Consider the following 13,084-nt stretch of genomic DNA (forward strand, 5'->3'; position numbering starts at 1 on the left):
GCTTCAACCGCCATCACAATAGCATTTGTCTTCTTCTTTGTCATCTTGAAAAGATATTTTTTGAAGGGAGGTTTAGCAACAGCTATAGAGTTTATACATAAGCTATAGTAACCGCAGAGCTCCCCTCCTTATCCAAGGAGGGGCAGGGGTGGTTGGAAAACAATAGCTAGGGAATCTATATCAAAACATACATTAAACCAGAACGCCTGAACCAGCTAAACGGCGCTATCCAATTCATAATTCATCATTCTGAATTCATAATTGAAATAAACTACCACCAAAACGGGTAATCTGGCTTAAGCAGCAAGTAGAAAGTATAAGTAGCTACAAAGCCAAATACAAGATGAACAGCAATCAAAGTGAGCAAGTATGTTCTAAGGGGAATAATGGGCGGATTAGGGTGCAGCATGAAAAAGAAATACCACATCAACATAGCTATAATGCCGTGCGCTAAGCCAAACAGCAATCCCCACGAGGCTGTAACCAGGCCCACTTCGGAATCCCACAACGCCAGGTACACTACTGCAAAAAATATCCCTACCAGGTAATGTGCTATATTGCCTATTACTTTCGTGCTGGTAGCATCGGAGAGGCTGCCGTCGGGTTGGGTGCGCCTAGTAATCATGGTGCCGAGTATCTTTGCCACTTTCATAACACGGTGCGTCAGGAAGGAAAGCAAGTATAAAAAGGCCGTCATGGCGGCGGTTGCTGCCAAACCAGCTGGTATTGCGTAGAGAAATTTCATAGGCCAGCAAGTTATTTTCACCTGTATACGAAGTATGGCGCTTAGGTTATACTTCTACAAGTATAGGTTTGCAACAAGCATCAAAATAAAGGCTAAACTAATGCAGACAGAGGATATCTTGTTCATCAGCATCGTGTTTTTATAATTAACAACCTGCACATCCTTTAGCCCTCGCATTACCCATCCGGCAAAGAAGTACACGATAGGTGCCGTGCAGATAAGGAAGATAACAATGTTCTGTAGTTGCTGCTGTGTAAAGTATAGCCAAAGTAAAAGCGCGCTACCTAGCAGCAAACTGACAGCTGCAAAAAGATAAGTACCCTTAATGCCTAGTATAAGGCTGAGGGTTCTGTCGCCACGGCGTGCATCTTCCTGGTGCTGGTAAATTTGTGTAAGGGGATAGGAGCCACAAAGGAATAGCGTACTCACCAATGCAAACCACACATTCGGTTGCTGTAGTACTTCAGCAGTAGTTAACCCCACACCTACCTGAACCATTAAAAAAGTAAATGCTCCCTGGAAAACCGTTACAACAAAAGTGCTAAGTATAGGATACTTTTTTAACCTGATACCCTCGTAACTGTATGCTTTGGAGATAAGCAAGTATAGAGCCACTAGTCCGGCAAAAAGCGGCGACAGCAGTAGCGCAAAGGCAACAGCCAGCACATCAAAGAGCAGCACTAGGTGCATCAACTCACGTGTTACTTTTGGGGGATGCTCCAGACCTCCTATACTTTCCTCGTCGCGATCGTAGTACGAGTTATAGCCGTTGCTAGCGGGGTAAACAAGTACATGAAGTATAAAAAAGACCGCTAATGCACGCCATACATCAAAATGCTGTAGCGTACTCAGGGCAAACCAGAAGACAGGCATCAGGTACACCGAAAAGGGTATACGCAAAAGTATAAGCGCACTTCGGTAGCTTTGCATTTTCGTTATAGGTTGTTAGTTATTTGTATTCACTCAACCACTCACTTGCTCATTCACTTGTTCACTACCCTCCGGATAACCGATAAGATAAATCACATGTTTTCCCGGTCCTCCTCCTGTACGTCCTGCCTTCCAGATATATTTTGCGCCCTTTACTTGTTTAGCAAGGCTCATAAGCTTTTTAGGTGGATAAATGCGGAGCAGTGAAACGGTGCCATCCCATAAAATGCCAATTGGTATCAAAGGTATAATATAGGTAAAGAAAAGCCTGCTCAGTTTAAATGGTCTGATAAAGGGGGTTACAAGTATAATTACAATCGGGAAGGTGATCCAAAGTAGCAGCAGCTCTGTCCAGCTTTTCTTAGCACCCTCAAATATCCCAATGGCAGCTTTTTTATCTACAGCATCCTGAAGTATATTTTGAGCTATGTGGGGCGGGAAGTGATGGAAGGAAGAGAAGATGGTGCGCACCCCATGCAGTTGATCAGGCACGGCTAGTGCGTTAACAGGTTCTGGCACAAAGGTAATGGTACCCTTCGATTCGTTGTATAGGTACTCATAAGCATCTAAGTTGGGGTAAAGATCTGTTAATGTTACCCTCACGGGCACTCCCATACGCTTGCTAAGTGCAGCGCGAATACCGGCTATGCCGCCCCCGGCCCCTGAACAGAGGTCGGTAATGTGCTGCTGTTGCGTTTTCATCAAAAGCTCCTCCAGCAAAGGCAAGGCTGCCTCATAGGTAGAAAGTGTACTGATCATGAAGCGCAGGTAGTCCTGCATGCCCTGCCGCACCACATGCGGAAACCACTGCTGGTCTTCGAGCTCGAAAAGTTGAAGGCGGATATTCAATACCTTATTTTTTATTTAAAGTACTGAACACCCGCTTTAAAAGTTGTCAGCTATAGTGCAGCCAGAGTTAAAGTATAAGTCCGTTCGCTCCGGCACCTACTGTAAGTCCGTCGCCGGTGTTGCTGAATAGCTGCCAATACTCATCTGCTGGTGTCTCCGGATCGGGAAGAACAGAAAGCAATGTGCCATCGCTGAAGTATAGCATCAAGGTATAATCCTGCTGCTGTTCGATGCGCTCCACCACTAGGTTTGGGTTATCGTTAGTAAGCTGCATTAGGCGCTGATCGCTCAGGCTGGAGCCGGGCTTCTTCCAATCCCAGACAGGAGTAGGCAGGCCAGCCTCACGTTTGCGGATATAAACCTCGCTGTGCTTTATACTCTGGCCATCGGGTAACTGCACCTGCCATGGGCAATTTACTGCCAGTGTTATTTCTCCAACATCTAGCACAAGACCCTGAGGGGTAGTGTAATACGTATTTCCGAAATGGAAATACTGCACAGCTTCGCTGCGTGTTGTCTTATACAAGGGTAAGCCGATAAGTCTGTCAAAAGCCTGCTGAAGAGTCTGCGCCATCGTTGTTCAATTTTATACTTGCTAAGGCAAAGATAGTCAGGTGTATTAAAACTAGCGGCTATTTACACACCATTGATCAAGTTTTTGATATTATCCCCGAAGATGTTGGGTACAAAAGGTATATTTGCACTCGTTTTAATCATCTGAAACGGGAATTTTAAGAGGCTCGCCTCTGTTTGATAGCAATGCTGAAGGAGCAAATAGAAATAGAGAAACCGAAGAGGTCAGTATACAAAGGAATAGTTAGATTTATCTGGAAAGGCTTTTTTCTAGGCTTTGCCTTTGTTGTGTTGTACCTGCTGTGCGTAGAGCACAATGTGCTTTACCTGTTCGGGTCATCGCCGAGCCTGGATAAACTGGAGAACCCCCGCTCTGACCAGGCATCTGAACTTTATACTTCGGATGGTGAGCTTATTGGTAAGTACTTCCAAGAGAACCGCAGCCCTGTAGGCTACAATAAAATGTCGCCGATGCTGATTAAGGCCTTGGTTGCTACCGAGGACGTGCGTTTCTATGACCATGCCGGCATTGACCCTGAAGCCATTGCATCGGCTGTATATGGCAGCTTGAAAGGCGATGCCCGTGGAGCCAGTACCATTACACAACAGCTAGCTAAAAACCTATACAAGACCAGAACCAAAGACACAAAAGGTGTGCTGGGCCATATACCCGGTCTAAATATTGTTATCGCAAAAACCAAAGAATGGTTAACGGCTATTAAGCTGGAGCAACGTTATACAAAAGACGAGATCCTGGCAATGTACCTGAATACGGTGGATTTCGGTTCGAACTCCTTCGGAATAAAGGTAGCCTCTAAAACTTTCTTCAACACATCCCCGGACAGCCTAAAAGTTGAGCAGGCAGCCGTATTGGTGGGTTTGCTAAAAGCGCCTACTTATTACAGCCCCCGTTTTAACCCCGAAAATGCTACCCGCCGCCGCAATGTGGTGCTGGCCCAAATGGCAAAGTATAATTACCTGCCGCAAGCCAAAGCCGACTCGCTGAGCCAACTGCCGCTGGTGCTGGATTACAAAGTAGAAAACCATTACGACGGCCCTGCTACCTACTTTAGAGGTGCTGTGGCAGACTACCTGCAGGAGTGGTGCAAGCAGAACGGCTATGACCTGTACCGCGACGGTTTAAAAGTATATACTACCATCGATTCCAGAATGCAGAAGCATGCCGAAGAGGCTATGCAGGAGCATATGCGCAATCTGCAGCGCCGCTTCGATAATCACTGGAAAGGCCGCAACCCTTGGGTAGACGAAAACGACAAAGAAATACCGGGCTTCATTGAAGAAACCATTAAGCGTACGTCCTACTACCAGCGCCTCAAGAAAAAGCATGGTAATGATGTTGCCGCCATTAACCGTGAGCTGAACACGCCGCGCAAGATGATGGTGTTTACCTGGGAGAACCCTGAGATGGAGAAGGAAGTAACCATGAGCCCACTGGACTCGCTGGCTTATTACAAGCACTTCCTGCACGGTGGTATGATGACAATGGATCCATTTACTGGGCAAATTAAAGCCTGGGTGGGTGGTATCAACTTTAAGTATTTTAAGTATGACCACGTAAAGCAGGCGCGTCGCCAGCCGGGGTCTACGTTTAAGCCATTTGTATATGTAGCTGCCATCGATAACGGCTACTCGCCATGCGATAAGATTGTAGACAAGCGCATCACCATTAACTATGTAGAGAATGGGGAGAAGAAGTCATGGTCGCCTACCAATGCCGATTGGCAGTATACCGGTGCCCCCATGACGCTTCGCCGCGCTATGGGTAAATCAGTAAACTCTGTAACAGCCCAATTAACCGAAACTATAGGTTGGGAGACGGTAGTAAAGTATGCTAAGCGTTTGGGTATAAACAGTCCGCTACAATCGGTACCATCTATTGGGTTAGGTCCTAGCGATGTATCTATCTTTGATATGGTAGGTGCTTACAGCACTTTCCCGAACCACGGTTTTTATACAAAGCCTATGTTTATTACCCGCATCGAAGACCGTAACGGTAACCTGATACACCAGTTTATGCCAAGGCAAAAGAAGGTGCTAAGCGAAGAAACGGCTTTCCTGATGATGCACATGCTAAAAGGCGGTATTGAGGAGCCAGGTGGTACGTCTCAGGCACTTTGGGAGTACGACCTCTGGAAAGGAAATGAGATTGGTGGTAAAACGGGTACAACCTCTAACCACTCCGACGGATGGTTTATGGGTGTTACCAAAGACCTTGTAACAGGTGTTTGGGTTGGCGGCGAAGACAGAAGTATACATTTCAGGACGTCGCAGCTAGGAGAGGGTTCTAAAACAGCTCTACCTGTGTTTGGTCTTTATATGGAGCGTATCTATAAAGATGAAGCGTTAGGTTATACAATGGGGCGTTTCCCGGGACCTACTGTTAAGATCAATAAAAAGTATAACTGTACTACAGTGCTGCCAAAAACTACAGTACCAGACTCTGCTGCTGTAGACTCGGTGCTGGAGATACTTAACCTTGGCGGTGATTTGTTCTAGTAAAGTATAAAGTATAAAACAGAAGCGGCCTGCTAAAGTATAGCAGGCCGCTTCTGTTTTATGTGTTCAGGAGTGTTAGCTTGGTTTGTAAAACGACTCAAGTGCTTCCTCCAGGTAGTTATACTCAAAAGTAAAACCAGTCTGCATTACTTTGTTGGCACTAACACGCTGGCTGGCCAATACTACCTCACTCATTTCTCCCATCATCAAGTTTAAAGCAAAGGCGGGAACATTTGGCAAAACAAGTGGCTTGTGCATCACTTCCGCTAATTCTTTTGTAAACTCTTGGTTGGTTACCGGGTGTGGTGCCACGGCATTGTAAACACCTTCAAACTGGGTGTCTTCTATGGCTCGTATAAACAGCCTGCAAGCATCATCTATATGAACCCAGGACATATACTGTTTGCCAGAACCGAGTGGAGCACCAGCAAGCATTTTGACAGGTTTGGCAATCTGGGGCAATGCACCTCCCTTATCACTTAATACAATGCCCAACCTGAAGATAACTGTTCGCAGGTCGAGTTCACGCATTTGCCATGCGGCATCTTCCCAGGCTTTGCAAACTTCTGCGAGAAAATCATCTGCATAGCTGCTTTCCTCAGATACCAGCCTATCGCCGGAGTCTCCATAAATGCCGATAGCCGATGCCGAGATAAACCCTTTTACGTGGTGCTCGCTTTGGCTTAGGCACTTATGTAACAGCTTAATACTTTCTACGCGGCTGTTTATTATTTCCTTTTTTCGCTCTTCAGACCACTTTTCATCTGCTACGCTGGCCCCGGCCAGATTAATGATGTAATCGGCATAAGACACAGCGTTATCATCAATGTATCCTTTTGCAACATCCCATTTAAAGGTCTTGTAGCTGGATACTTTGTTGGGGTTACGGCTCAGGTGTGCCACTTCATAACCCAGGTCTATCAGCATTTCAGACAGGCGCATGCCTATCAACCCTGATCCACCTGTAATAAGTATTTTACCTGGCATAGTTTTAATTTAGAATAATAAATATAGAAATGATCCTATACGTATACAAGCGCATAAGGTGTTTTATCTACAGCCAAATACTTTACAAAGTGCTTGAACTACAGCATTAAAAGGGATAGTGCCTGCTACTTTTTGCGGATATGCGCCAGGAATTCGTTTCGGAAATGATCTTCCTGAAACAAGCCCGAATATTCTGCTGTGATGGTGCTGCTGGTGACATCGTTTACGCCACGGCTCATAACGCACAAGTGATCTGCCTCTATCATTACAGCCACGTTCTCAGTTCTGAGCGCCTGCTTCAGCTCATTAGCAATCTGCATGGTAAGGCGTTCCTGCACCTGTGGGCGGCGAGCATAATACTGCACAATGCGGTTAAGCTTGGAAAGGCCAATTACATGCTCATTAGGCACATAGGCTACATGAGCTTTGCCGATGATAGGTACAAAGTGATGCTCACAAGAAGAGTAAACGGTAATGTCGCGCTCAACAAGCATATGGTTATACTTGTACTTGTTCTCGAAGCGTCGGATGGTTGGTTTGTTGTCTGGGTGAAGACCGTGGAAGATCTCCTTCACATACATTTTAGCAACACGATGCGGCGTTCCTTTCAGGCTGTCGTCTGTCAGGTCCAGGCCAAGCGTATGCATGATTTGCTCAAAATGCTTTTCTATGATGGCTATCTTCTGGCTGTCAGATAAGTCAAAAGCATCGGCGCGCAAAGGTGTCTCCAATGAACTCAGGATGTGGTCATCCATTTCTTCGTCGTGGGTCCAGTCCTGATTATCCATTGTATTCAACAAAGTTTCTTTCTGTTTCATAAAGTACTACGGCCAGCTCAAGGCTAGCGTCAATTTTAGGGCGGAGTTTGTTCCAAATAACCACTGCAATGTTTTCTGCAGTAGGGTTAAGCTTTGCAAACTCTTCTGTATCCAGGTTCAGGTTTTTGTGGTCAAACTTAGCGATCACTTCTTCCTGCACCAGGGTACTTAACTTTTTCATGTCGTACACATACCCTGTATCCGGATCTACAGCACCTGTAAGCTTTACGATAAGCTCATAGTTATGCCCATGATAATTAGGGTTGTTGCACTTCCCGAAAAAGTTATCGTTCTGCTCGTTGGTCCAGGCTGGGTTATACAGCCGGTGGGCAGCGTTAAAGTGTTCTTTTCGGCAAACGGTTACTCTCATAGTGTCAGCAACAACCTTATACAACTTATGTTTTACCAGGCGTAAAGTCTTTACTTATTAGCGTTGGCTATAAGCTTACAAAGTTACGCGCTGCTATTTCTAATCCCAAACCAAATTTTCGCTAAATTAATCCCCTTATAGCCTCTGAATATCAGGCTGATTACTTATTTTCGTAATCATATCACACAAATCACTAAAGTCAAACACAGGAATGAGAACAGTTTTACTTGTAATGCTATTAATGGTGGCCGGTATTTGCCAGGCGCAGCAGGTTAAGGTAGAGGAGACAGAGCAAACAGTAAATGGCGTTATGCGCCGTGGGCAGCAGCTTACTGTACAGCTCGACCCGAAGTTTGTAGAAAAATACTGGAAAGACCACTTGGGTAATAAGGCTGGAAAAGTAAAGTATAACAAAGGTATTTATACTATCGAGAGCGCCGTTATTGATACTATCAGCAACAAACCGATGCGTGTACTGTCTACGGTAGGCAGTGGTACAAACGGCAGCTTTGTTTGGTGGAGCCTGGATATGGGTGTGGCTTATGTAGACAAGAGTGCAACGCCGCAGGAGTATGCCGCTGCCGAGAACTTTATGCGCGGCTTTGCCCGCAAAGTATACCGCGAAGATGTACTGCGCCAGATTAACGAGGCTGAAGAGGTGCTACGCGCCACCAAGTTGGAGCAGGACCGCGTAGTAAAGCAGGCAAATGACATACAGCTGAACATTGAAAAGAATAAAAAGCGCAAGCAGGAACTGGAGGCAGAACTTGTGCGCAATGGCAATGATTTAAAGCAGCTGGAGCAGGAAGTTGTGAACAACCAGACACAGCAGGAGGTAAGCCGCCAGCGTGTGCAGGATATGGAGAAAGCAGTTGAGGCTGTAAGAGCAAAGCTGCTGCAGATAAAATAAGGTTTAGAAAGAACTAAGCTATACTTACGCTGATTGGTTGGAGTGCTAAGGCTCCTATCGGTCAGCGTAATTTTTTTGTTCAGTTATAGACTAAGAGTTGCTTAAATATCCTAAAATTCCGCCTACAGCTTCATCCAGCGCAATATTTCTTTGTCGGCAAATCTCTCGTTGCGCCAGGCTACAAATTTAGTATCATCTGTTTGGCTGGAGTTTACAAACCACTCCTTAAGTATAGTTTGTGCAGCAGGGTATTTTCTTGAGAAGGTTGCCAGTGTGGTAGCATCTATGGTGCGCTCACTAGGTCTTGCCGGTACTGCTATCACTACAGGTTTGATCTCTCCGTTTGTCTCTAACTGCATTATACCCAACGCTACCACTTCCATAACTGTACCAGCCTCTGCACGCTCCGACATAACAAGTATAGGTAAGCTATCGCCATTCTTATCTATCTCTGTAGAGGGTATAAATCCATAGTTACCCGGGTAGGGGAGGAACTCCACTTTCTGTTCTCTGCCAGCGCTTTTCACACTTACAAACTCCTGCGTACCACGATCATACTTCACCTGTTTGCTGTTTCCGGCTGGCACTTCTATTACAGCCTGTAGTTGCCTGGTACCTGTGTAGGTTGGCAGGTTAGCATAGTCGGTTTTACAGCTGGTAAACAAAAGTATACTTACAAGTAAGATAGTATAGCGGAGATGCATCATAGGTAGTATGGGGGGATTTGTGCTTTCGCTTTAGGCAGGGTAATGTATAAATAAAAAAGAGGAGCTGCGTAAACAGCTCCTCTTCACTAAAACTACGGAAAAATTTATGAAAACAGGTATTCTTATCTTCTTTCTTTGATACGAGCTGCTTTTCCAGAAAGACCTCTTAGATAGTATAGTCTTGCTCTTCTTACTTTACCTCTTCTCACTAGTTCGATTTTCTCGATAGCTGGAGAAAGAAGTGGGAAAATACGCTCAAGGCCGATCTGATTAGATACTTTTCTAACAGTAAATGTTTCGCCGTTAGTGTTTACGTTTTTACGCTGAATCACAACGCCCTGGAACTGCTGGATACGCTCTTTGTTACCTTCACGGATTCTTACGTGGATATTGATTGTATCACCCGCCTGGAAAGATGGGAAAGAGGCGCGCTTGTCAGTAGATTCCTGCTCAATAAATTTAATTAACTCGCTCATGATGGCTATTTTCTTAAAGTATCTTCTTCAAAATTCGGACTGCAAAGATATGTAATTATTTATTACATAAGAACATTTGCAGAAAAAAAATATAGTTTTTTGCTGCCATCGCTAAAAAATTGGTGCAAAGGCAGTTGTAAAGTATAAATAAGCTGGTGCTTAGCCGATCAGATCCTCGTCCAGTAAGTCCGGTCGGCGCTGTTTGGTACGCTCCACGGCCTGCTCAAAGCGCCACTGCTCTATCTTTGGCGTATCTCCCGACATCAGAATATCCGGTACTTTCATGCCCTTATACTCAGCGGGCCTTGTATAAACCGGTGGAGCAAGCAATCCATCCTGAAAAGAATCAGTAAGGGCCGAAGACTCATCGTTCAATACACCTGGAATAATCCGGATGATGGCATCTGCCAACACTGCTGCACCCAGTTCTCCACCCGAAAGTACATAGTCGCCTATGCTTACCTCGTGGGTTACATAGTGCTGCCTAACACGCTCATCCACGCCTTTATAGTGGCCGCAAAGTATGATCACATTCTGCAGCAGCGAAAACTTGTTAGCCATCTGCTGATTCAGCGTTTCGCCATCCGGTGTCATATAAATAATGGCATCGTAGGTGCGCTGTGCCTGCAGTTCAGATATGATCTTGTCAATTGGTTCGATCATCATCACCATACCGGCGCCACCTCCAAAAGCATAGTCATCTATCTGCCCGTGCTTGTTAATGGCATACTTGCGCAAATCATGCACGTGTACCTCCACTAAGCCTTTGTTCTGGGCTCGTTTAAGTATAGAATGGCTAAAGGGGCTTTCCAGCAGGTCGGGCTGGCAACTAATAATATCGAAGCGCATTACTTATCCTCCTCCGTGTCGTCCTGATCGTCGGCGTCCTCGGGGTTGGCTGGTTCGGTGTATACTTCAAGTAATCCTTCCGGCAGTAAAATATGCAACTCTTTGGCTTCATGGTCTGCGCGCAGCAGAATCTCACCCATAACAGGTATAAGCATCTCCTGGCCCAGGTAGTCCATTGCCATCAGCTGTTGCTGCGGAAGGTCGTAAAATTCTTTTACTGTGCCCAGTTTACCATGATTCTCATCTACCACCTGGTATCCGATCACTTCATGGAAATAGAACTGGTCTTCTTCCAGCTCCGGCAGTTCGTTCAGCGGCAAGTATAAAGAGGTGCCGCGCAGCGCTTCTGCCTGCTCCATCGTGCTGATGTCCTCAAACTTAATGATGAAGCGGCTGTCTTTAATCGGGTCAATAGAGTCTATAAAAAAAGGAATCAGTCTTCCTTTTTGCTCAAGGAAAACTGATTCCAGATCTTCATAATCTTCAGGGTAGTCTACGTCGAAAAACGCAACAACCTGACCCTTGGTGCCATGGGTCTTGACGATGTATCCTAGGAGAAAACAGGCATCAATGTTCATGGCAAAGATAAATTATGCCTGCTCTTCAGTAGACTCGCCACCTTCAGCTGCTGCCTCAGGAGCCTCTTCAGTTGCTTCTGCAGCTGGAGCGTTAGCAGCAGCTTTCTCAGCCTCACGCTGACGGATAGCCTCTGCACGAGCTTCTTTAACTTTAGTCTCTGCCTCAAGAGCAGCTTTTCTCTGAGCAGCTTTGTCAGAAATAAGACCCTGACGCTTGCTTTCGATTTTAGCTTCTTTCTCTTTCTTCCACTCCTCGAAACGAGAGTCAGCAGTTTCCTGAGAGATAGCACCTTTGATAACACCAATTTGCAGGTGTCTTCTGTAAAGAATGCCTGTGTAAGAAAGCATCGCCTTAACTGTGTCAGTTGGCTGAGCACCGTTCATTACCCAAGTAAACGCCTTCTCCTGATCGAAGTCGATAGAAGCAGGGTTTGTGTTTGGGTTGTAAGTACCCAGTTTCTCGATGAATTTACCATCACGTGGTGCACGAGCATCAGCTACTACGATATCGTAGATTGCGGCTTTCTTGCGGCCTCTGCGGGCCAGTCTGATTTTTACTGCCATTTTTTATAAGTAGTTAAGTCGGCGAATCCCGTCCGCCAGTTTTTAGAACCGCAAAGGTACGTATTTTATTCCGTTAATTACAAGGAAATTAAAATTGAAAAGTGTGCTGGAGATGTGGATGGAATTTCTGTAAAAGTATAACTGCGTCAGGAGATTAGGCATAATATAGAAAGGAGCATTCGTAGGGACAGGTCGTGACTTGTCCGCGCAACAGGATTTTCGAAGAAATAGGGAAGTATAATTTTGTATTCAAAGCCTGAATTTAATCCTGCTCATCATTAAATCCTGAGAATCCTGATTCAGATAAATTTTTCCGTGCTCGATTCGGACCAGTCACTACTTGTCCCTACAAGGTTATGTTCAACAAAAAGAAAAGCCCTCCGTTACGGGAGGGCTTTTTATACTTAGGCTGCGACTTTAGTTCTTGCTGTTTTGGCTTTAGGAGCTTTCAGTTTAATGATGCTCAACTTATCCAGTGTCCATATAATTGGCCAGGTTGGATCAAACTCCCACCATTTCACACCAAAGTTAACGCGGTTAGGCAGTTTATGGTGGTTATTCTGGAACAGTTCACCTCCTGTAAGAAAGTCGAAGAAAAGCGAGTTTCTTGATTTGTCGTTGTTGTCGAAGTTCTGATAGCCATACTTGTGACCGCTCCAGTTTACGATAGCGCCGTGTACCGGGCCCATCAGGAAGTGGATCGGTAACAGCAAATACATCCACCACTGTGTGGCAAAGGCAATGTAGAACAACACATAAGCCACACCCCATCCGATTCTGGAGTAATATGAATCACCAATTTTTTCGATAGCATTCCAAACAGGGTAGTTACCCTCAAAGCGCTGCTCGGGCTCTACACGATGGTTAAGCACATTGTTGTAGATCTCCTTTGTCTTCCACATCATGGTAAAGGCATTGTTAGAGAAATGCGGAGAATGTGGGTCGCGCTCAGTGTCTGAAAAGGCGTGGTGCATACGGTGCAACACAGCATAAGCACGCGGCGACAGGAAAGAAGATCCTTGGGCAACGTAAGTTAAAATGTAAAATGCTTTTTCCCAGAAAGGGTTCATCGTGAACATTTTGTGGGCGGCATAGCGGTGCAGGTAAAACGTCTGTACAAATAGCGACAGGTACCAATGCACTACAAAGAAAATGAGAATTGCCATTTAGTTGATGTATAGGTGTTTAGGTTTGTATTGCGTGCAGCATGA

At 45.4% G+C, this 13,084-nt stretch carries 15 protein-coding genes; 2 read left to right on the plus strand and 13 right to left on the minus strand.

What is annotated here, in order from left to right; translation table 11 throughout:
• Positions 1-271: 271 nt before the first annotated feature.
• From H8S84_RS09715 to H8S84_RS09730, 4 genes are all read right to left on the minus strand, one after another.
• Positions 272-745, minus strand: coding sequence for a hypothetical protein (locus H8S84_RS09715; protein ID WP_187067118.1), 474 nt, complete (start codon positions 743-745; stop codon positions 272-274).
• A 54-nt stretch (positions 746-799) separates the two neighbouring features.
• Positions 800-1,675, minus strand: a complete 876-nt coding sequence (locus H8S84_RS09720) for a UbiA family prenyltransferase (protein ID WP_187067119.1) — start codon at positions 1,673-1,675, stop codon at positions 800-802.
• Positions 1,676-1,708: 33 nt separating this feature from the next.
• Positions 1,709-2,524 (minus strand): class I SAM-dependent methyltransferase, encoded by an 816-nt coding sequence (locus tag H8S84_RS09725; protein ID WP_187067120.1) that lies wholly within the window; start codon positions 2,522-2,524, stop codon positions 1,709-1,711.
• Between the two features lie 67 nt (positions 2,525-2,591).
• The gene (locus tag H8S84_RS09730; protein WP_187067121.1) at positions 2,592-3,098 is read right to left on the minus strand and encodes a hypothetical protein; all 507 of its coding nucleotides are present in this window, start codon (positions 3,096-3,098) and stop codon (positions 2,592-2,594) included.
• A gap of 185 nt (positions 3,099-3,283) precedes the next feature.
• On the opposite strand from H8S84_RS09730, the gene H8S84_RS09735 reads away from it, so the two are divergent.
• Positions 3,284-5,614 carry a penicillin-binding protein 1A gene (locus H8S84_RS09735; protein ID WP_222621626.1) on the plus strand — a complete coding sequence of 777 codons (2,331 nt, stop codon included), beginning with the start codon at positions 3,284-3,286 and terminating at the stop codon, positions 5,612-5,614.
• 75 nt (positions 5,615-5,689) lie between these two features.
• On the opposite strand, the gene H8S84_RS09740 is transcribed toward H8S84_RS09735, so the two are convergent.
• The 3 genes from H8S84_RS09740 to H8S84_RS09750 form a co-directional block, all read right to left on the minus strand.
• A complete protein-coding gene (locus tag H8S84_RS09740; RefSeq protein WP_187067122.1) occupies positions 5,690-6,601 on the minus strand; it encodes a TIGR01777 family oxidoreductase in 912 nt (303 codons plus the stop codon).
• A gap of 125 nt (positions 6,602-6,726) precedes the next feature.
• Complete coding sequence (folE, locus tag H8S84_RS09745; RefSeq protein WP_230407125.1) at positions 6,727-7,419, minus strand: GTP cyclohydrolase I FolE; 693 nt, start codon at positions 7,417-7,419, stop codon at positions 6,727-6,729.
• Positions 7,382-7,789 (minus strand): 6-pyruvoyl trahydropterin synthase family protein, encoded by a 408-nt coding sequence (locus H8S84_RS09750; protein WP_187067123.1) that lies wholly within the window; start codon positions 7,787-7,789, stop codon positions 7,382-7,384. Before H8S84_RS09750 ends, folE begins: the two co-directional genes overlap by 38 nt.
• Positions 7,790-8,000: 211 nt before the next feature.
• Here H8S84_RS09750 and H8S84_RS09755 point away from each other — a divergent pair, with 211 nt between their 5' ends.
• Positions 8,001-8,699, plus strand: coding sequence for a DNA repair ATPase (locus tag H8S84_RS09755; protein ID WP_187067124.1), 699 nt, complete (start codon positions 8,001-8,003; stop codon positions 8,697-8,699).
• 122 nt (positions 8,700-8,821) lie between these two features.
• On the opposite strand, the gene H8S84_RS09760 is transcribed toward H8S84_RS09755, so the two are convergent.
• The 6 genes from H8S84_RS09760 to H8S84_RS09785 all read right to left on the minus strand — a co-directional run bounded on the left by H8S84_RS09760 (position 8,822) and on the right by H8S84_RS09785 (position 13,039).
• A complete protein-coding gene (locus H8S84_RS09760) occupies positions 8,822-9,406 on the minus strand; it encodes an inorganic diphosphatase (RefSeq protein ID WP_187067125.1) in 585 nt (194 codons plus the stop codon).
• 122 nt (positions 9,407-9,528) lie between these two features.
• Positions 9,529-9,882: a 50S ribosomal protein L19 gene (gene rplS / locus H8S84_RS09765; RefSeq protein WP_187067126.1), complete on the minus strand. Its 354-nt coding sequence runs from the start codon at positions 9,880-9,882 to the stop codon at positions 9,529-9,531.
• Positions 9,883-10,041: 159 nt separating this feature from the next.
• On the minus strand, positions 10,042-10,731 hold the full coding sequence (gene trmD, locus H8S84_RS09770) for a tRNA (guanosine(37)-N1)-methyltransferase TrmD (protein WP_187067127.1): 690 nt from the start codon (positions 10,729-10,731) through the stop codon (positions 10,042-10,044).
• A complete protein-coding gene (gene rimM, locus H8S84_RS09775) occupies positions 10,731-11,309 on the minus strand; it encodes a ribosome maturation factor RimM (protein ID WP_187067128.1) in 579 nt (192 codons plus the stop codon). Before rimM ends, trmD begins: the two co-directional genes overlap by 1 nt.
• Positions 11,310-11,321: 12 nt before the next feature.
• The gene (locus H8S84_RS09780) at positions 11,322-11,873 is read right to left on the minus strand and encodes a 30S ribosomal protein S16 (protein ID WP_187067129.1); all 552 of its coding nucleotides are present in this window, start codon (positions 11,871-11,873) and stop codon (positions 11,322-11,324) included.
• 404 nt (positions 11,874-12,277) lie between these two features.
• Positions 12,278-13,039, minus strand: a complete 762-nt coding sequence (locus tag H8S84_RS09785) for an acyl-CoA desaturase (protein ID WP_187067130.1) — start codon at positions 13,037-13,039, stop codon at positions 12,278-12,280.
• Positions 13,040-13,084 lie beyond the last annotated feature (45 nt).

The organism is Pontibacter cellulosilyticus, from assembly GCF_014306105.1.
Taxonomy (GTDB): domain Bacteria; phylum Bacteroidota; class Bacteroidia; order Cytophagales; family Hymenobacteraceae; genus Pontibacter; species Pontibacter cellulosilyticus.

What these genes read in the sequence shown, in the direction of transcription:
- H8S84_RS09735 (WP_222621626.1), top strand. Translation starts at nt 3,284, where the DNA reads ATGCTGAAGGAGCAAATAGAAATAGAGAAACCGAAGAGGTCAGTATAC.
- H8S84_RS09760 (WP_187067125.1), bottom strand. Translation starts at nt 9,406, where the DNA reads ATGATGCATCTCCGCTATACTATCTTACTTGTAAGTATACTTTTGTTT.
- folE (WP_230407125.1), bottom strand. Translation starts at nt 7,419, where the DNA reads ATGAAACAGAAAGAAACTTTGTTGAATACAATGGATAATCAGGACTGG.
- trmD (WP_187067127.1), bottom strand. Translation starts at nt 10,731, where the DNA reads ATGCGCTTCGATATTATTAGTTGCCAGCCCGACCTGCTGGAAAGCCCC.
- H8S84_RS09755 (WP_187067124.1), top strand. Translation starts at nt 8,001, where the DNA reads ATGAGAACAGTTTTACTTGTAATGCTATTAATGGTGGCCGGTATTTGC.
- H8S84_RS09750 (WP_187067123.1), bottom strand. Translation starts at nt 7,789, where the DNA reads ATGAGAGTAACCGTTTGCCGAAAAGAACACTTTAACGCTGCCCACCGG.
- H8S84_RS09715 (WP_187067118.1), bottom strand. Translation starts at nt 745, where the DNA reads ATGAAATTTCTCTACGCAATACCAGCTGGTTTGGCAGCAACCGCCGCC.
- H8S84_RS09780 (WP_187067129.1), bottom strand. Translation starts at nt 11,873, where the DNA reads ATGGCAGTAAAAATCAGACTGGCCCGCAGAGGCCGCAAGAAAGCCGCA.
- H8S84_RS09720 (WP_187067119.1), bottom strand. Translation starts at nt 1,675, where the DNA reads ATGCAAAGCTACCGAAGTGCGCTTATACTTTTGCGTATACCCTTTTCG.
- rimM (WP_187067128.1), bottom strand. Translation starts at nt 11,309, where the DNA reads ATGAACATTGATGCCTGTTTTCTCCTAGGATACATCGTCAAGACCCAT.
- H8S84_RS09740 (WP_187067122.1), bottom strand. Translation starts at nt 6,601, where the DNA reads ATGCCAGGTAAAATACTTATTACAGGTGGATCAGGGTTGATAGGCATG.
- rplS (WP_187067126.1), bottom strand. Translation starts at nt 9,882, where the DNA reads ATGAGCGAGTTAATTAAATTTATTGAGCAGGAATCTACTGACAAGCGC.
- H8S84_RS09730 (WP_187067121.1), bottom strand. Translation starts at nt 3,098, where the DNA reads ATGGCGCAGACTCTTCAGCAGGCTTTTGACAGACTTATCGGCTTACCC.
- H8S84_RS09785 (WP_187067130.1), bottom strand. Translation starts at nt 13,039, where the DNA reads ATGGCAATTCTCATTTTCTTTGTAGTGCATTGGTACCTGTCGCTATTT.